The organism is Shinella sp. AETb1-6, assembly GCF_009826875.1.
Taxonomy (GTDB): domain Bacteria; phylum Pseudomonadota; class Alphaproteobacteria; order Rhizobiales; family Rhizobiaceae; genus Shinella; species Shinella sumterensis.
Genome location: NZ_WUMM01000006.1, coordinates 162,103 through 179,551, shown reverse-complemented (window position 1 = coordinate 179,551; position 17,449 = coordinate 162,103). Strand labels below are relative to the sequence as shown.

General features: G+C 60.1%; 21 protein-coding genes and 3 tRNA genes. 15 read left to right on the top strand and 9 right to left on the bottom strand.

Annotation, left to right across the window (positions count from 1 at the left end; translation table 11 throughout):
- Positions 1-126: 126 nt before the first annotated feature.
- Together GR158_RS12775 and GR158_RS12770 are read right to left on the bottom strand one after the other, a co-directional pair.
- Positions 127-203 (bottom strand) — tRNA-Asp (locus tag GR158_RS12775).
- Between the two features lie 46 nt (positions 204-249).
- Positions 250-326 (bottom strand) — tRNA-Asp (locus GR158_RS12770).
- Positions 327-571: 245 nt separating this feature from the next.
- Between GR158_RS12770 and GR158_RS12765 the strand changes: the two genes are divergently transcribed.
- The 11 genes from GR158_RS12765 to GR158_RS12715 all read left to right on the top strand — a co-directional run bounded on the left by GR158_RS12765 (position 572) and on the right by GR158_RS12715 (position 9,810).
- Positions 572-647 (top strand) — tRNA-Val (locus GR158_RS12765).
- Between the two features lie 80 nt (positions 648-727).
- Positions 728-1,540, top strand: a complete 813-nt coding sequence (locus tag GR158_RS12760; RefSeq protein ID WP_371731643.1) for a DUF6538 domain-containing protein — start codon at positions 728-730, stop codon at positions 1,538-1,540.
- Complete coding sequence (locus GR158_RS12755; protein ID WP_160871382.1) at positions 1,470-1,934, top strand: hypothetical protein; 465 nt, start codon at positions 1,470-1,472, stop codon at positions 1,932-1,934. The genes GR158_RS12760 and GR158_RS12755 overlap by 71 nt, the downstream gene beginning before the upstream one ends.
- Positions 1,909-4,137 carry a hypothetical protein gene (locus GR158_RS12750; protein ID WP_160871381.1) on the top strand — a complete coding sequence of 743 codons (2,229 nt, stop codon included), beginning with the start codon at positions 1,909-1,911 and terminating at the stop codon, positions 4,135-4,137. Before GR158_RS12755 ends, GR158_RS12750 begins: the two co-directional genes overlap by 26 nt.
- The gene (locus tag GR158_RS12745) at positions 4,113-4,856 is read left to right on the top strand and encodes a ribonuclease HI (RefSeq protein ID WP_371731642.1); all 744 of its coding nucleotides are present in this window, start codon (positions 4,113-4,115) and stop codon (positions 4,854-4,856) included. The genes GR158_RS12750 and GR158_RS12745 overlap by 25 nt, the downstream gene beginning before the upstream one ends.
- Before the next feature lie 92 nt (positions 4,857-4,948).
- Complete coding sequence (locus tag GR158_RS12740; protein WP_160871379.1) at positions 4,949-5,548, top strand: hypothetical protein; 600 nt, start codon at positions 4,949-4,951, stop codon at positions 5,546-5,548.
- A gap of 15 nt (positions 5,549-5,563) precedes the next feature.
- Complete coding sequence (locus GR158_RS12735) at positions 5,564-6,091, top strand: hypothetical protein (RefSeq protein ID WP_160871378.1); 528 nt, start codon at positions 5,564-5,566, stop codon at positions 6,089-6,091.
- Positions 6,092-6,277: 186 nt separating this feature from the next.
- On the top strand, positions 6,278-6,634 hold the full coding sequence (locus GR158_RS12730; RefSeq protein WP_160871377.1) for a BRO family protein: 357 nt from the start codon (positions 6,278-6,280) through the stop codon (positions 6,632-6,634).
- Positions 6,635-7,267: 633 nt separating this feature from the next.
- Entirely contained in the window at positions 7,268-7,624 is a 357-nt protein-coding gene (locus GR158_RS12725; protein WP_160871376.1) for a MarR family winged helix-turn-helix transcriptional regulator, read from the top strand.
- Positions 7,625-7,759: 135 nt separating this feature from the next.
- Positions 7,760-8,317: a recombinase family protein gene (locus tag GR158_RS12720; RefSeq protein ID WP_160871375.1), complete on the top strand. Its 558-nt coding sequence runs from the start codon at positions 7,760-7,762 to the stop codon at positions 8,315-8,317.
- A gap of 113 nt (positions 8,318-8,430) precedes the next feature.
- A complete protein-coding gene (locus GR158_RS12715; protein ID WP_160871374.1) occupies positions 8,431-9,810 on the top strand; it encodes a HEPN domain-containing protein in 1,380 nt (459 codons plus the stop codon).
- A 51-nt stretch (positions 9,811-9,861) separates the two neighbouring features.
- Here GR158_RS12715 and GR158_RS12710 read toward each other — a convergent pair whose 3' ends face one another.
- From GR158_RS12710 to GR158_RS12700, 3 genes are all read right to left on the bottom strand, one after another.
- The gene (locus GR158_RS12710) at positions 9,862-10,149 is read right to left on the bottom strand and encodes a DUF2293 domain-containing protein (RefSeq protein ID WP_160871373.1); all 288 of its coding nucleotides are present in this window, start codon (positions 10,147-10,149) and stop codon (positions 9,862-9,864) included.
- Between the two features lie 297 nt (positions 10,150-10,446).
- Positions 10,447-10,755, bottom strand: coding sequence for a hypothetical protein (locus GR158_RS12705; protein ID WP_160871372.1), 309 nt, complete (start codon positions 10,753-10,755; stop codon positions 10,447-10,449).
- A 55-nt stretch (positions 10,756-10,810) separates the two neighbouring features.
- Positions 10,811-10,960 carry a hypothetical protein gene (locus GR158_RS12700; protein WP_160871371.1) on the bottom strand — a complete coding sequence of 50 codons (150 nt, stop codon included), beginning with the start codon at positions 10,958-10,960 and terminating at the stop codon, positions 10,811-10,813.
- Between the two features lie 232 nt (positions 10,961-11,192).
- Here GR158_RS12700 and otsA point away from each other — a divergent pair, with 232 nt between their 5' ends.
- Positions 11,193-12,617 (top strand): alpha,alpha-trehalose-phosphate synthase (UDP-forming), encoded by a 1,425-nt coding sequence (gene otsA, locus GR158_RS12695; RefSeq protein ID WP_160871370.1) that lies wholly within the window; start codon positions 11,193-11,195, stop codon positions 12,615-12,617.
- Here otsA and GR158_RS12690 read toward each other — a convergent pair.
- On the bottom strand, positions 12,607-12,882 hold the full coding sequence (locus tag GR158_RS12690; protein WP_134652295.1) for a hypothetical protein: 276 nt from the start codon (positions 12,880-12,882) through the stop codon (positions 12,607-12,609). The two genes, otsA and GR158_RS12690, sit on opposite strands and share 11 nt — an antisense overlap.
- A gap of 112 nt (positions 12,883-12,994) precedes the next feature.
- Here GR158_RS12690 and GR158_RS12685 point away from each other — a divergent pair, with 112 nt between their 5' ends.
- Together GR158_RS12685 and GR158_RS12680 are read left to right on the top strand one after the other, a co-directional pair.
- Complete coding sequence (locus GR158_RS12685) at positions 12,995-13,252, top strand: PepSY domain-containing protein (protein WP_160871369.1); 258 nt, start codon at positions 12,995-12,997, stop codon at positions 13,250-13,252.
- 24 nt (positions 13,253-13,276) lie between these two features.
- Positions 13,277-13,426 carry a hypothetical protein gene (locus tag GR158_RS12680; RefSeq protein WP_160871368.1) on the top strand — a complete coding sequence of 50 codons (150 nt, stop codon included), beginning with the start codon at positions 13,277-13,279 and terminating at the stop codon, positions 13,424-13,426.
- Positions 13,427-13,437: 11 nt separating this feature from the next.
- Here the strand turns inward: GR158_RS12680 and GR158_RS12675 are convergent, their stop codons facing one another.
- The 3 genes from GR158_RS12675 to GR158_RS12665 form a co-directional block, all read right to left on the bottom strand.
- Complete coding sequence (locus GR158_RS12675; RefSeq protein ID WP_134652299.1) at positions 13,438-13,701, bottom strand: hypothetical protein; 264 nt, start codon at positions 13,699-13,701, stop codon at positions 13,438-13,440.
- A 217-nt stretch (positions 13,702-13,918) separates the two neighbouring features.
- On the bottom strand, positions 13,919-14,674 hold the full coding sequence (gene hutC, locus GR158_RS12670; RefSeq protein ID WP_160871367.1) for a histidine utilization repressor: 756 nt from the start codon (positions 14,672-14,674) through the stop codon (positions 13,919-13,921).
- Between the two features lie 78 nt (positions 14,675-14,752).
- Positions 14,753-16,099, bottom strand: coding sequence for a formimidoylglutamate deiminase (locus tag GR158_RS12665; protein WP_160871366.1), 1,347 nt, complete (start codon positions 16,097-16,099; stop codon positions 14,753-14,755).
- A gap of 104 nt (positions 16,100-16,203) precedes the next feature.
- Here GR158_RS12665 and hutI point away from each other — a divergent pair, with 104 nt between their 5' ends.
- Positions 16,204-17,427 carry an imidazolonepropionase gene (gene hutI, locus GR158_RS12660; protein WP_160871365.1) on the top strand — a complete coding sequence of 408 codons (1,224 nt, stop codon included), beginning with the start codon at positions 16,204-16,206 and terminating at the stop codon, positions 17,425-17,427.
- The last annotated feature ends 22 nt before the right edge of the window (positions 17,428-17,449 follow it).

Here is a 17,449-nt window from a genome sequence, read left to right as displayed (position 1 = left end):
CTTTTTTGACGCGTCGCTATATCCGAGACGCGGAGAGGCCTGCAAACATTCAGCGTGAGAAGCGGAAATCGCAGCTCGTTCTCCACATGAAGAAAAAGCAGGAAGAAACGGGAAGAGAAAGAAGAATGGCGCGAGTGACGGGGCTCGAACCCGCGACCTCCGGCGTGACAGGCCGGCACTCTAACCGACTGAGCTACACCCGCGCATCTTTTGGACCTTAAGTCCCGGATGATGGTCCGGCCTTTCGAGTGGCGCGAGTGACGGGGCTCGAACCCGCGACCTCCGGCGTGACAGGCCGGCACTCTAACCGACTGAGCTACACCCGCATTCCTCGAAAACGACCGGATGACAAGGCATCCGTCCCGAGCGGCCTTGGCCGTTCGATGAGCGGCTAACTACGGGGTTCGCCTTTGGGTGTCAAGCAGGTTTCAAGACAAAAGAATGACGCCGCACGAAATGTTTCCACACCCTCCCGCATCATCACCGCACCCTTCAAAAAAATGCAGAAAACTTTGCAATTGCCTCTTGCGGTTCGATCCGGTTCCGCATAGATCACAGCCACCAACGCGGCGGGCGATTAGCTCAGTTGGTAGAGCGCCTCGTTTACACCGAGGATGTCGGGAGTTCGAGTCTCTCATCGCCCACCATTTCATCCCCTTGAAATGATTGAACATATTGGAATTGCTTGAGTTCCGGCCGTCCCACTGGTACACAGCGGCGGTACACAATGAGCCTTGCAATGTCTTCACCTGTCCTTATCGGCAGACGCTATTATCTCCGCGTTCGCGTTCCCCAAGACCTGCTTAAGCTAGCCCCAGGACGAACTATCCACCTGCCAGTGGCGGGTGTATGGCGTCCGGTGAAACCCGGCACCAGCGTGAAGCTATCCCTTGAGACCGGCGATGCCGCGACCGCCAAGGCGCGCTTCGGTGAGGCTTATGCCGCACTCCTGTCCTTTTGGCAGGCGATGCGGTCGGCACCCACTCCACTTTCTCACAAGCAAATGCTGGCCTTGGCGGGCGAGGTCCGCAGCGTGTTTGTCGCCGCGTTCGACGATGCCCCAGGCCAGACACAAACTTGGGCCGCTGTCGTGGTGGCGAGTAGCAAGGCGCGTGACGGGCGCCTGCACCCGCTTAAGGTGCCGAGCGGCGACACCATCGCCATCGATATGGAGCGCCGCTTTGGGCCGCTCGTTGATATAAAGCTCGCACAAAAGGCTATCTCTATCCCCGCCGATCAACGGCCGGCACTGCTCCATCTTGTTGCCCAGGCCCTGGATGAATCAGCCCTTGTGAACCTCAATAAGGCCGGTGGTGACTATTCGGATACTGGGGAAACCAACAAATACCCGGCATTCGCCCCAACCGTTTCAGCGCCCCCTGCCCCCGTTCCCCGTGACGCTCCTGGAAGCGGCACCACCTTCTCCAGCGTGATAGATGAAGAAGTCCGCAGGCAAGAACGCCGTTCCAATGCGAGAGACCACCACGAAAAAGTTCCGCATTGCAGCCGAGGAGTTCCGGGATTTCCGCAAGAGCGATGATGCCACGTTGGTCACGGCGCGCGAGGCCGATGCGTGGAAACAAGCCATGCTGGAAAAGGCCAAGCTATCCAATAACACTGTAAAGCAACGCCTCCAGAATCTCCGCACGATTCTACAGTGGGCGCGTCAACACAGCCTCGGGGAGCTTTATCCTGCTGGCAATCCTTTGGACATCGTGAAGGCCCCCGCTTATCAGACAGTTGCCAGCGATGCCCGCACCTTCACTATGGAGGAAGCCGCAACGGTGCTGCTCGCGGCCCGGAAAGAATCGGCACCGGAACTACGGTGGCTGCCCTGGCTGTCGGCTTACTCCGGCGCTCGAATCAATGAGCTTGCTCAGTTAACGCGGCGGGACTTCTTCCGCCTGGATGATAGCTGGTTCTTCCGCCAATGAGGCCAACTGGAAGCAGTTCCGTGAGCGCAACCCTGAACTCAGTCGGGACGAGTTCCATCGACAGGTGACGGCCTTTGCCCGTGACCGCGATTTGATGGTGGAATACGACCCGGCCGTGAAAGCGCAGGGTGCCATCCTCCGGGATGTCCTCGGCAACTATGCGGAGATCGCGGCGAACCCCGGCCTCATAGACGGTCGCACCTTGCGTCCCGTTCGGGGCTTTGAGGGGATGACCCGCAATGACCATTATGTCCCGCGCATCTTCGACCTTGGTGCTATCCAGGAACACCTCACGCGCTTCGGTCACCGCACACTCTCCGGCCTCATTGCCCGAGGCATTCGTGAGGTCAATGAGGAGATCACCGAAGAGCTGGCCGATAAGTTCGCCTACAACTATGTGCGGAAGCTCCACTCGCTTTCAGCCGGCGAACTCCAGCAAATGTCTCGTGCGTTCTCAGGGGAGGACCTAGACGCTCTCAAGGCAAACCTCCTCCAGGACACCGACCTTTCCGAGGTGGACATAGACGCCCTCGTGGGCCACATGAAGCCGGGGAAGAAGGACGGCGCAGGCAAGCACGGCAAACGGCGCGCCTTCTATGATGAGAACTTCGGGCTCATGCTCCCGTTTTCCAATGGCCAGCCTGGGTCGCAGTTCGTCCGCATCTCCGACCTGTTCGTGAACGATGCTGATACGCTCATTCGCAGCTACTCGCGCCAGATGTCGGGCCGCATCGCCATGGCGCGCATGGAGATCAAGAATCCGAAGTGGAAGCCGGGTGACGCTGCCGATGAATACTTCGTCAAAGGCATCACCTCGGATGGCGAATGGCAGACGCTCATGAGCCGGGTGACGGACGTGGGCGACCAGAAGGGTGTCCAGGGCGCGACCTTGAAGGACATCAAGCGCCTCAACTGGGTCTATAACACCATCGTGGGGAAGCCCACTTGGGATGAGGGCTCGGAATGGAGCCAGCTCCTCCGCATGACCCGCGACTACAATTTCATCCGGGTCATGGGTCAGGTTGGCTTCGCCCAGCTCTCGGAAACCATGAACACCGTTTCCCAGCTTGGGCTAAAGGCTTCGCTCACCAACGTGCCATCGTTCCGTGCAATGTGGCGCAATGCCAAGACCGGCAAACTCGACGATGCGCTTGCCCAGGAATGGGAAGACATCACGGGCGTTGGTGCGGACTGGGTGCGTCACGCAACACATAGGAGGGAAGACCTCTTCGATAACCCGCTCGACACCTGGAATAACCCGGTGATGAAGGGGATCGATGACGCCCTCCATAAGGGCAAGCGGACGGTCTCAGCCATGTCCGGTATGGCTCCCGTTAACACGGCGCTCCAGCGCTGGACCGGCCGAGCGATCATGAACAAGTTCGCCTTGTTGGCACATGGGAAAACCAAGATGAACCCAAGGAGACTTGAGGCGCTCAACCTGGATGAGGCCCGCGCCGATGCGATCTACAAGAGCATCCGTGAGCATGCCACCTTCGAGAACGGTCGGCTTAAGGCATTGAATCTCGCTAAGTGGGCCGACCGTGATGCGGCGGCAAACTTTGAGTTCGCTTCCTTCCGCCTTAGTCGCTCCATCATCCAGGAGAATGACATCGGGCAGATGGCCATGTGGATGTCCGCGCCGCTGGCTAGGACGTTCCTCCAGTTCCGCTCGTTCGTTCTCGCCGCCTACACGAAGCAGACCCTCCAGGGCCTCAACTTCCGGGACACTGCAACGGCCACGGCCTTCCTGACCACGACCTTCGCGGCGTCCATGAGCTACATGGCGCGAACGTACCTCAACAGCATCGGCCGCAGCGACCGGGAGGAATACCTGGATAAGCGCCTTTCGCTCGGCAGCTTGGCAGCAGCGGGCGTGCAGAACTCCTCTTGGGCCACCATCATGCCGATGGCGGTGGACACATTTCTGGCAAGTCCCATCACGGGTAAGCCGGTTTTTGACGCCCGGTCCACCGCGCTAGGGTCCGATGCTTTCCTTGGCAATCCCTCGGCGGACCTGTTGCAGAGTTCATTAGAAGGGCTTGGGGTTGCCGGAAAGGTCGCGCACGGCGGCGGCTTCTCACAATCGGATGCCCGCACCCTGGCGCGCATCCTGCCGTTCCAAAACCTCAACGGGGTTTCCCAGCTACTCTCGGCGTTCATTCATCCGTTGCCAGAATGGTCACGAGACCCTCGCCGATAACGCGCAAAGATCACCCGCCAACCCAATCCCCTCGGTCCACAAGGGCCGGGGGCAAACCCCTAATCCCTAAAACGCCCATAGGACTCCATGGGCGCGATCTCTCACCAATTAGCCGCCCTGCTGCATCCGCAGCGGGAATGCGGCCCCATGACTCGCTACGAGGATTCTACGCCATGTCGCATGAACTACTTTCGCTCACATCCATCCGGGCGGGCCGACACTACGCCATTTTCAGTGATGGCGCGTGCCCCGGCAATCCAGGCCCGGGAGGGTGGGGTGTCGTTCTCCAACTTCGCGAAGGTGACACGCCAATCAGGCAAGCCGCGTTTGCTGGATACCAGCCTCCCAACACGACGAACGTCCGCATGGAAATGACCGCGGCACTCAAGGGCCTTTCCAAACTTCCCCCTGAAACCGACACGCCGGCTGTCATCACCATGGACAATAAGATGATCGTAGAGATGATGACATTAGGTGGCTTCGAGAAGTGGAAGGCCACAGGCTGGTGGCGGGGCACGAAGCCACTGCCCAATGCCGATCTATGGGAAGGTATCGACAAGGCGTTGGGCGCGCGCGATGTTCACTGGCAATGGGTACGAGGGCACGCCGGGCACCCCGAAAATGAAATTGCGGACATGCTAGCCAGTAATGCCGCAGCACGGCGATACATGGGCGACGGACGGAGTGTGCGTGCGGCCCATGAGCGTTTGTTTTTCTAACTGCGAATTACCCCTCACCATAGGAGGGAGCCTCTCCCCCCGCCCCCCCGAAACATTACTAAGGTATGGCCTTGGTGATCCTCCGATCAATCATGTCCATCATCCCATCCCAGCAGCGCCAAGCCTATCCAGGCAATGGCTATCTGCCCGCGACACCCGCAAGGATTCTCATGAACCCCGAACTATCTCCGCCGACCGCATCGGCCACCCTCACCGTTCGCCCCTCGCTCCCCGAGGATGTGGTCTTTCTCGCGCCAAAACTTTGCAAGGCGGACTTGGACGCCATCGTGGCTTGTGGTTCCCCGTCCGCTGCGGTTAGCCTTGAAAGAGGACTCTCCCATTCCATCTTCTGCCTGACCGCTGTTGACCTGGATGGCAACCCTGTCGCCATGTTTGGCAGCGTGGCATATCCGCAAGATGCCGCGATGGCCTCCTTGTGGCTCCTTGGCAGTGATGAGCTGCGAGACCACGAAGAATCGCTTTGCAAGGAAATTCAGCGATACCTTGCGCTCATACACACGGCACATCCGGTCGTTTCCGCGATGGTGGATTGCCGAAATGAGGTGGCAATTGAGCGGCTCCGTCGCTTCGGTTTCGAGCTTACCGGATACACCGTACCCGCTGCTGGTCCCGGCAACCTCCCCCTCCGCGAAGCGTACAGAGTAAGGAACGAACAATGCGTAATTCACTAGCAGGCGAGGCATGTCATGTGTGAACCATTTTCGATAATGGCCGCAGCGCTAGGCGCGGCTCAAACAGCCTTCGGCTACATGGGCGAGAAGCAGGCGGCGAAACAGCAGAATGCGATGGTGCAAGAGAACCAGCGCAATGCCAATCTCAGCGCCGCCCGTGAGTACACCGACATCCAGACCCGGCAAATCCAGGAAGAGGATGCGGCGTCCGCTCAGAAGCAAGACATCGCTCGTGAAGCCCGAGCAGCCCGTGCCGCCGCTATGGTCTCGGCCGGGGAAGCTGGGGTGTCCGGTCTCTCAGTCGATGCACTCCTCGCTGATGTCTATGGCAAGGAGGCCACCGCAAAGGACCGCATTTCGCAGAACACCGGCTTCACCACTCAGAACCTCACAAGGGAGTTGGATGGCGTCAAGGCGAAAGCCCGTGATCGCATCGCATCAATGCCGTGGGCAACCGGCCCGAGCCCGTTCGCAGCGGCGCTCAAGATCGGTGGTGTTGGGCTGGATGCGTATAGCCGGTATCAGAAGTCGAAGCCCGTTTGAGACCGAACGGCGAAAAGGATGAGGGCCACAATGCAGACACTGTGACCCTCGTTTTCTTGCCCCTCTAGCAAAACAGGGCCGGTGGCGGCTAGCGCTGCCAGACCACAAGCTAGCCAGTGCTGACCGCGTTGCCAAGGTCGAGATCAGGGTTTCTCATCACGCGCCAAGGCGGCGCAAGGAGAACCCATGACCAACACCAATGAACTCCGCACTTTCAATTTCCACGGCATTGAGCTGCGTATCCTTATTAAGGGAAGAGAGCCGTGGTTCATGGCAGTCGATGCCATTGACGCACTCGGCCTTCGGGCGAAGCAGGGCTCGTCTAAGCAGTACCTCTCTGGCCTGGATGACGATGAGCGGTTTCTTGTTGGGCGTTCAATGGTGGAGCAGGTCCACATTAGCTTCCCCAACCGAGGCGCAACGTTCATCTCCGAAAGCGGCCTCTACAAGCTCATCATGCGCTCGGACAAACCCGAGGCCCGCAAGTTCCAAGACTGGGTAACCCGTGAGGTGCTGCCGGCCATCCGCAAGACTGGTGGCTAGTGGTCTTCTGAAATCTGGGCAGGCTTGCGCTCCCAAGGCTTGAACCCAGCCTTCTCGCGTTCGCTGTTTACGTCAAGCAGACATAGCCCCATTAAGGCGTGGGTCACGACCGAAGCCGGGGGGACTCGCCAATCGAGTGTGTGGGCTTTGTAGTGGGCATCCACGAGGTCTACGAGCATATACGCGCTGATTTCCTGCTCCCGTATGCATCTGTTGACCCCCGTCCGCTGCGGCTTCATCCACGGCGGTTCACCTGGGGCCGAGGTCCGCGTCCAGTGGTCCATCACGCCGGCTAGATAAGCGGCCTGCTCAACCTTGGAGACCTCTTTCCATTTGGCGTAGTTGGAAATGTAACTGGCATTTGCAGCGCACGGCATCGCTAGCGCGAACGCCAGTGCCAGCTTGGGAATAGATCGGCTCACAGATAACGCCCCGGCTTGAAGAGTCGCGACCTTTCTACCGCAAAAATCCGAGGCGGCAATCGATATAGAGGAACCGCGCGAGGCCCCCCGTACCCCCTTCCCACCGCTGCCCCGCATTGCGGCACCTTCGTTTTCCATAGATATCCCGGGCGATTACCGTCTTGACCTTCCCTCACCCTCCGGCATCCTCCGGGCAAACAGGAGGATGCATATGGAATTGACGAAAGAGCGGCGCGGTGGGGCTATGACGAAGCAAGGGCTTCGTGAATTATTCCGTTATACGGAGGTCTTCCGAGAGATCAACGCTGAGATGCCCATGCAGATGGCTTCGATGTTTCTCATGATCGCAATGCGGCCGGGTATCCATCAGCGCGACCTCGGTGAGCTAGTGAACCTCAGCCAATCCTCAGTATCCCGCAACGTCAATGCGCTCGCTGCTGTCACCCGCCACGGAACGCCGGGGCTTGGCCTCGTGGAGCAGCGCATAGGAAGTCTTGGCGCGAAGACCCCGGAACTTCACCTGAGCATGGCCGGAAAGGCGCTGATCAAGCGACTTCTGGCGCCCTGAGGGCGTACTGTCCGATAAGGTATACCCACTTCGGTCAACGCAGCCGCGCCGTAAAATGTCCGATATGGATTGACATCGGATTTATCGGACGATATTCCGATTTCATCTTAGACCTTATCGGACAAAAGGTGTCTTATGAAAATCGGCTATGCTCGCGTTTCCTCTACCGGCCAGAACGAAGCCGCCCAGGTGGACCTCCTCAATCGCCACGGTGCAGAGGAAGTCTTCATTGACAAGGCCAGCGGCACCAGCCGCGAGGGGCGAGGAAAGCTGGCGGACGCCATTCGCTTCGCCCGCAAGGGGGACGTGTTGATGGTCACACGCCTGGACAGACTGGCGCGCTCTGTCTTGGACCTCCACGCCATCGCCCAGGAGCTACAGGCCAAGGGCGTTGACCTCATCGCCACCGAGCAGAACATCGACACCACGACACCCACAGGTCGCCTCATGTTCAACATGCTCGGTGCCATTGCCGAGTTTGAAACGGACCTTAGGAAAGAGCGGCAGCTTGAGGGCATCGCGAAAGCGAAGCAGGAGGGCCGCTACAAGGGGCGTCCCGTGACGGTCGATGGGGATGCCATAAGGGCGGCTTTGGCGGCTGGGGATAAGCCCGTGGCGGTGGCCAAGCGCTTCAACGTGGCTCGATCCACAGTTTATCGCATGATGGCGGAAGCGATAGCGGCCTCCACATGAAGAGGGCGAGCGCCGTCCTCTCGCGTCCGTGCCTGTTTGTCGGGGTGTCTACTTGTTTTCCATAGCAATTCTGACAAGAAATCATATCGGGCATTTGATGATCGGGATTAAACATGACTAAAGACCAGGAATGGGAGAGCACCTTAATATTGCACCCAGGCGCACAGGAAGCCTTGGAAAAAACAGCGATGGAGACGTTTGGTCTAGTTGAAAAAATTGAACTTCAAGAGCGGGAAAAGGAATTTTTTGGATGGTGGGAGCCTGATAGCACTATTCAAATAACTGATGAGAACATTGAGGAAGAGCCTGAGGCGTGGTTACCCGATGATTCCGGGGAAAGCTGTTTTGTATTTTCGTGGATTGACAGAACTCCTTACGGATTGAGGCCGCATAACTATGGAAAACTGCGAAGCTTGATAGACACCGCTCTAAAAACAAAATGGGCGAAAAACTCTCTTAGCACCGATTACATTAGAAAATGCTTCGTTGATTGGTATCGTTTAAAGACAAAATCGCAGAGCGACCTTTCGTTTTGCTCTCATTTCCTGACCATGGCTAGGAGAGACATAGTACGCAGGGACGTAGTAATTCCTGTTCAAAATTTGGCTGTTGAAGAGGGATTCGGATTTGGCACTGTCAAGGTCGTGCCTTTAAAGCCAAGTTTCTTTGATCAGTTGCAAGAGAGTTTAGCACCGCCAAATCATGATCAAAGAGATGATGTAATTTCGCTGATAACCCAAATGCGTAAGGATATGCGTCAATGTGGAGCAATAGAACTTAGCGTTTTGGCGGAAGTCGGTTACGCAAACGAGGCCGCACTAAATCTTGCCAGCGATGCCGTTGGCCTCCTCCGTTTCTTCTGCGGTGCAACTACTAATTCAACAAGAATGTCTCCTGTGGCAACTCTCGGCTCGCTAACGATACCCACACACCACGTTATTGTAACGACAACAAACGGAGCTTTTTCTTATACTACCGGCGTAAGCGTTGAAAACGTCGACTACTGGGGTATTAGCCGCGCTGCTGTAGAGACGTTAAAGCAGCGACACTATCTCGATGCCGTGGCCGGCCTGCTAAATGTCGATGAACTGACAGAGTTTAAGCGCGCCGTCCGTGCCGGAATCTTGGCCTTCTCCAGGGCAACGACCTTTCCGGAAATGGCTGACCGACTTGTGTTTGCTTTCTCAGCTATCGAGGGTTTAATGCTCCGAGATCAGAGCGAAGCTATTCAGCAAAATGTGGGTGAAAGGATTGCATTTTTGATTACCACCGAGCCGGCGCAACGCCAAGCGATAGTGGATAACATTAGAAAAGCCTATCGCATGCGCTCGCAGTACATCCATCATCGCCTTACGGCGCTTGATGTGGAGGTTCTTGACCAAGCGTTTCAGGATATCCGTTCAGCCCTTGCCACCGCCGCCGCCAGCATGAACAATTTTAAGACACGCGATGAATTCCTGGGGGCGATTGAGAAACGAAAATACGGCGCTTGATACAATTCAAAGTCGCTGGACGCGCGTGTCAGCATTTATTCACATTATGTTTTACTCTGGACACCTTTTCCAAACTCTAAGCATCGCCTGAATCTTCGGCTGAACGCGCCTCCTGGCCTCCTCCCTGTCCACCCCATGCAGCAACAGGGTTTCATATTCCGTCATTTCGTGACGCAGGATACTCTGCATGACGATGCCCACGGCACGCCCCAGCTTCACCCCAGGCGTCCACTCTCGGCCTGAGATTTCCTTGGCGAGATATTCCACGGCGAACTCAGGGCATCCAGGGTGTTTCTTGCGGATATGTCGGGCGACAATATCGAGGGGAAAGACAGTCATAATTACTACGAGGTCGATGGCGCGCGTTTAGGGTGCAGAGGCTGCCTAAGTCACCGTAAGCTCGCAGAATCGCAGCAGTCAAGGCACTACCTTTTCAAAGGAGTTAGCACACAGCACTTGACGGAGAGGACACGCGACTGGTACACAAACGTCTAATTCGGCAGGAATTTTATAAGCAAACTCAACGCGTTCTCGGCAGGGATACTGACTTCGAGTCTCTCATCGCCCACCATTTTCCCTTCACGCCAGGCTCTGTTTTCACAGGGCCTTTTTGCTTTTCGGGCCATAGAGAAGCTCCTACGCCTGCGCCGGGAAAAGCGTGTGGTTCGCCCATACGCTTCGGCCGATATCCTCGGCGGTCGCCCATTGGGCATCGGAGGGATTGAGCAAGGTCGGGAATCCGCTGTTCGCGTCGATTTCATCCGGGCTTCGAAAGCCTTGCTCGCATTCCTCGCAATGACCGTAGACATCGCCGGTATCCGTCTCGCGGAAGAGAAACAGCCGTCCGTTGCGGCATGCGGGGCAATTGCCAACATGGTAGGTCGTCATGGCGACCATGGTGGATGGGGCGGGAAGGATTGTCCAGGCTGGAAACCCGAACGTCATGGATATGATCCGCAGAGGCGCCGTCCGCAGATATCGTCGCAGACCCCGCCCGGCGCTACTCCACGGGCCCGACAGCGGGCGCCGGCACGATGGCGCCCTCGCCGGTCTCGGGGAATGGCGGGTCGACCTCGATGAGGAGAACGCTCACCACGAGGGCTGCAAGCGCGATAAGAAGAGCGGTGAAGGCGATGCCGGTTCTGTCCATGCCCATATCCTGCACTGCAATGTGCAAAAGGTGAGGCGACGCGCGCTCTATCCAGTGATGGGCAACATCACATCCGGGTTTCTCTTCGGAACCAAATCGGTGCCGGCGGGTTCATACTGCATTGCAATATGAAATCTGCCGGACTCCGCTCGTCTCGCAGGCCGCCTTCTGGATTGCCTTCCGAAGGCTTCCTGCCGAGCGTCGGGCCGGCCCAGACATGGTTCAAAAACTCATGAGTCGTCTTATCGTCGTTTCCAATCGCGTTCCCCTTCCCGCAAAGAACGGCGCAGCGTCTGCTGGCGGCCTCGCGGTCGCGCTTCAGTCCGCGCTGGCTGCGCGCGGCGGGCTCTGGCTGGGCTGGTCGGGAAAGATATGCAGCGACGAGCCTGTCGGCCCGCTGACGACGCTGAAGGACGGCAATATCGAATACGCGCTGACCGATCTCACCGACCTCGATGTCGAGGAATATTACCAGGGTTTCGCCAACCGGGTGCTTTGGCCGATCTGCCATTACCGGCTCGATCTCGCCGAATATGGCCGCCGGGAGATGACGGGATATTTTCGCGTCAACCAGTTCTTCGCCAGCCGCCTGCTGCCGCTGATCCAGAAGGACGACGTCATCTGGATCCACGACTACCATCTGATCCCCCTTGCGGAGGAACTTCGCCGGCAGGGCGTGAAGAACCGCATCGGCTTCTTCCTGCACATCCCCTGGCCCGCACCGGACGTTTTCCTGGCCATGCCGGTTCATGACGAGCTTTTGAAAAGCCTGACGGCCTATGATGTCATCGGTTTCCAGACCCGTCAGGACCGGGAGAACTTCGCCGCGTGCCTGGCGCGGCAGAACATTGGTGAACGCCTTGGCGAAGAGGAATTCAGCGCGGCGGGCCGCACCTTCATCGCACGCCCCTATCCGATCGGGATCGAGACCGACGAGTTCGCCAAGCTCGCGCGCCAGGCGGGGAACACCACCTTGCACAAGCGCATGCGCCAGAGCCTGGACGGAAAGGATCTCATCATCGGCGTCGACCGCCTCGACTATTCCAAGGGCATTACCCAGCGCATCGATGCCTTCGAGACCTTCCTGACGCGCCATCCCGATTACCAGCGCAAGGTCACCCTGCTGCAGATCACGCCGAAATCCCGTTCCGAGGTGCCGGAATACGAGGCGATGCAGAAAACCGTCGCGGAACAGGCGGGGCGCGTGAACGGCGCGCTCGGCACCGTCGACTGGGTGCCCATCCGCTATGTCAACCGCTCGCTGCGCCGCCCCGCCCTCGCCGGCCTGTACCGCATGGCCAAGGTCGCGCTCGTGACGCCGCTTCGCGACGGCATGAACCTTGTCGCCAAGGAGTTCGTCGCAGCGCAGGACGAGGACGATCCCGGCGTTCTGCTGCTTTCGCGCTTTGCGGGTGCGGCGCACGAACTGAAGGAGGCCATGCTGGTCAATCCCTACGATGTCGAAGGAACCGCCGACGTTATCGCGCGCAGCCTCGCCATGTCGCGCGAAGAGCGCCAGGCGCGCTGGAAAGGCATGATGGCGACGGTGCGCGAAAACAACGTGTTCACATGGTGCGATACGTTCCTTGGAGACCTCGCCGGCAACGAGGCGCCCGAAGGCGTCGAGCAGCCCCGCCTGAAAAGGGTCAGTCGTTGAATGCACCGTACCGGCGCCGGCTCACGATCTCGAGCGAGCGGTCGGGCAGGATCCGATAGATCTCGATATATTCATGCCCCGTCACCGCATCTCTCAGGCGATGGCTGAACGTGCTGCCGACCGGCGCCTTGGTGAGCTTGGTGTGAGGCTGGCCATTAAAGGTGATGCTGCCGGGCACCGGAGCGAGACCCTGCGCCAGAGCCGCCGGCGTCGCTGCGAGAATGGCAATAAAGCAGGCGATCGAAAGCTTGGCTGATGGAAACATGAGATTATCCCTTCTTCGCTTCTAATCGGCGAAGCGCCCATAGGTTCCGGCCGGCTGGAACTTCATTCCGCGCCAGCCGTTTCATGCCTGCAATTGAGATGGAGTATATCCGATGAAAAGAGCCGTCATCCTTATTGGTCTTCTCGCAGCCTTTCCCGCCGCCGCGCAGGAGGCCAACAAGCCGACGCCTGAAACGGGCAAGAAACCCTCGGAAATCCTGGCGATGATCGAGCAACGGCCGGGTTTCGACCGCCTGGAGGAAATGTCGTGGGAAGATGAGGGCTACTATGAAATCGTCTACCACACGACCGACAAGGCCCGCGTCGAAGTGAATATCGATCCGATGGGCAAGGCCGTCGAACACCGCTGATCGACGGTTGCCGGGAGAGGCACGATGCAGATGCGATTCAGTCCGACGGGCCTGGGGCTCATTCTCACCTTCGTGGTCATCATCGGCTCGGTGCTAAGCCTTGCGGTGGTGAAAAGCCAGAACGCGAATGCGGAGATCGTGACCGATTCGCCTGCGGAGTCGGGCAGCCCCTGAAGGCTGCCCGCTTAGTGCGTCGTGGGGATATCGTCTTCCTCCAGGAAGGAATGGATACCGTCACGCGCGATGGTGGCGAGGAACTCGTCGAAGGCTTCGCGATCGGTGGCGAAGGGCTCGTCCCACTCGAACAGATCCTCGTTCTGGGTCACGACCTCCAGCTTCCAGTCGTTCTGCGTGCCGGCCGGGCGGTAGATGTCGACGAGGACCGTGACGTCGTCCTCGGTGTATTCTCCGGAAAGCTCGGAATGTTCCAGCTTGGGCTTCTTGGTCATGCCGGCTCGTCCTGGAGGCGATGCCGGATTGTCCGCTCCGGCTCGCGTGATCGAAGAAAACTGCGAGGAACGGCCGGCGTGATCTCGCGGCAGCGACGTGACGTCAATCGGTCGCCCGACCCCGATCTAAAACTACCGGCAGTCGCGTTCCTCAAATCGTTGTGACAGAGCCGGCGGCGTGCGTCCACCCATTCCGTGGCGCGCCGGCGGCTTCTCCTCAGGCGAGCTTGGGATGCGTCGGGGCGAATTCGGCAACGAGTTCGTGCTTCTCGCCGGGATATGTCAAGAGCACGCGGGTCACGTAGAGGCCGCCGCTCCAGGTGCGGCGTTCCACCACGAGGCAGGGCGTGCCCGGCGCGATGGCGAGAAGTCCGGCCACACGGCTATCGGCCCCCACGGCACGGATGCGGTGTTCTGCTGCACTCCAGGGCACGCGGCTGATCAGCCACGCACCCGGGGCGATGTCGTCGAAGGTCTCGCTTGCGACCTCGGGCACGGCGTCGTGGTTGATCAGGCGTTCTTCCAGACAGAACGGCTGCACGCCCGCGAAATGAAGCGCCGTGACCTCGGTCACCCGAGCCTGCTGCGAAAGTTCCATCAGGCGCCGATCGGCAGCCCCGGCGGGACGGTCGAGGCGCGCGCGCTGCTCGTAGCGATAGGGCAATCCCAGCTGCTCGACCTCCAGGCGGATATCGTGGATTTCAAGCACGGCCGACTGCGCATGGGGATGGGTAACGAAACTGCCGGACTTGCGCCGGCGCTCGATCAGGCCGCGCTTGACCAGTTCGGTGATCGCCTTGTTCACGGTCATGCGCGAGCAGCGGTACTGCTCGGTCAGCTCGTGCTCGAAGGGGATGCGATAGCCGGGGGGCCATTCGCCCGACAGGATCCTGCCCTCCACATCTTCCAGGATGCGACGGTGCAGCGAGGGGGCCTTGGCTCCCTCATCCGGGCTCTCCTCGCCACTGGACATGCGCACCTCCGTTGCCGGACGCAGATTCGCCGGTCTTCCAATGTCATAGAAAAGGCCTTTGCGCCTTTCAATATGTCCTCAGGCGGCGGCGAGCGCTCGCATGACGGATGCGAAGCGGCGGCCGATCGCCTCGTGTTCGCGGTGGCGACCGGCTTCGACCCACTTGCGACCGTTCACCCAGACGCAATCCACCGCGGCGCCATTGGCAAAGATCCAGCCGTCGAGCAACGCGTCGCCTTCCAGATCGATGCCGTGGCGCGCCTTCAGGCTGACGAAATCCGCCGCGTGCCCGGTTGCGATGCCGGACGCCGCGCCGAGTGCCGAAGAACCGCCTGACAGCGCGCCGTCGAACAGCGCACGGCCCGTCGAGCCGCCGGGCGCCGCCAGCACGTTGCGGGCGCGGTGGAGCAGGCGCTGCGAATATTCCAGCTGGCGCAATTCATCCGGCGGGCCGATCAGCACGTTCGAATCGGACCCCACGCCGAACCGGCCGCCGGCGGCAATGAAATCAGGCGCGGGGAATGTTCCATCTCCTAGATTGGCTTCGGTCACGGGGCACAGGCCGGCAATGGCGCCGGCGCGCGCCATTCGCGCAGTCTCCGCCGCCGTCATGTGCGTGGCGTGGATGAAGCACCACCGGCCATCGACGGGCTGGCTGTCGAGCAGCCATTCCACCGGCCGGCGTCCGGACCAGGCGATGCAGTCCTCGACCTCCTTGACCTGTTCGGCGATGTGGATATGAACCGGCGCCTGGCCCGCCATGGCGACGACGGCGGAAAGCTCGTCCGGCGTCACCGCGCGCAGGCTGTGGGGAGCAACGCCGGTGATGCCGCCCGGAAGCGCATCCGTCAGCGCACGGCAGCGCTCCAGCAGCACGGCAAACGAATCGCGGTCGTTGATGAAGCGGCGCTGCCCTTCGCCCGGCGCGGTGCCGCCGAAACCGCCATGAGCGTAAAACACCGGCAGCAGGGTCATCGCGATACCGGTCGCCGATGCCGCCGCAGCGATACGGGACGCCATTTCGGCGATATCCGAATAGGGCCGGCCATCCCTGTCGTGGTGCAGGTAGTGGAATTCGCCGACGCGCGTGAAGCCGGCTTCCAGCATTTCCACATAGAGCTCGGCGGCAACGGCCTCCACATCGTCAGGCGTCATCGAGAGCGCGAACCGGTACATGACGTTGCGCCAGCTCCAGAACGAATCGCTGCCCGGCCCGCGGGTCTCGGCAAGGCCGGCCATGCCGCGCTGGAAGGCGTGGCTGTGCAGGTTCGGCATGCCGGCCACGATCGTGTCGTGGCGCTCGTCGCCGGCCTCGGGCGCCGCATCCGTCTCTAGTGCGCGGATGCGGCCCGACGCGATGTGCAGCCGCACGTTCTTCGCCCAGCCGCCCGTAAGCAGCGCCTGCCTTGCGTGAATGACGGACATGGTTCCCTCGTTCGCTGCTTCTCGTGCGCGACGTCAAATTGACCCTTGCACGCCCTTTCATTATGTATATACATTATAGGCATGACAGGGAAGAGGCAATCGCGATGACGACACCGGAAAAGGACACGCGCCGCGTCTGGCGCAATGCGCAGCTTGCCACGCTCGACGAACGCCTTCCGGGGCTCGGCATCATCGAAAACGGCGCGATTGCCGTGGAGGACAGACGCATCGCTTTCGCCGGCCCTCAATCGGAGCTTCCAGCCGCCTTTGCCAGCGCAGAGACCGTGGATTGCGAGGGCCGGTGGATCACGCCGGGTCTCATCGACTGCCACACCCACCTCGTGCATGCCGGCGATCGTGCCCATGAGTTTGAGCTTCGTCTCTCCGGCGCCTCCTATGAGGAGATCGCGCGGGCCGGCGGCGGCATCGTCTCCTCGGTCAAGGCGCTGCGCGCGGCGAGCGAAGACGAACTGGTGCGCCAGACGTTGCCCCGTCTCGATGCGCTGATCGCCGAGGGCGTGACGACGGTGGAGATCAAGTCCGGCTACGGGCTCGACACGGAAAACGAGCTGAAATCGTTGCGTGCCGCTCGCCGCATCGCCGAGGCGCGTGATATCACGGTGCGCACCACCTTTCTCGGGGCACACGCCCTACCGCCCGAAATGAACGGCGACAAGGCGGCCTATATCGACAAGGTGGTGGGCGACATGCTGCCGGCCGTCGCTGCCGAGGGGCTGGCGGACGCCGTCGATGGCTTCTGTGAGGGCATCGCCTTTTCGCCCGAGGACATGGCACGGGTGTTCGACGCGGCCAGGGCGCACGGCCTGCCGGTCAAGCTGCATGCTGACCAGCTTTCCAACCTGCACGGCGCGGCGCTCGCCGCCCGCTACGGCGCGCTTTCGGCCGATCACCTCGAATATACCGACGATGCCGGTGCTGCCGCCATGGCGAAGGCCGGCACCGTCGCCGTCATCCTGCCCGGCGCCTTCTATTTCATCCGCGAAACGAAGAAGCCGCCGGTCGCGCTCTTCCGCAAGCACGGCGTCAAGATGGCCGTCGCCACCGACAGCAATCCCGGCACCTCGCCGCTGACCTCGCTTCTCCTCACCATGAACATGGCCGCGACCCTGTTCGGCATGACCGTCGAGGAATGCATTGCAGGCGTCACCCGCGAGGCCGCGCGCGCGCTCGGCCTGGTCGACGAGGTGGGGACGCTGGAAGCCGGAAAGTGGGCCGATTTCGTCCTCTGGGACATCGGCCGGCCGGCGGAACTGGTCTACCGCATGGGCTTCAACCCCATGTTTGCCCGGGTCCGCAGCGGACAATAATCGCTCTTTGCGCAGCACCGTG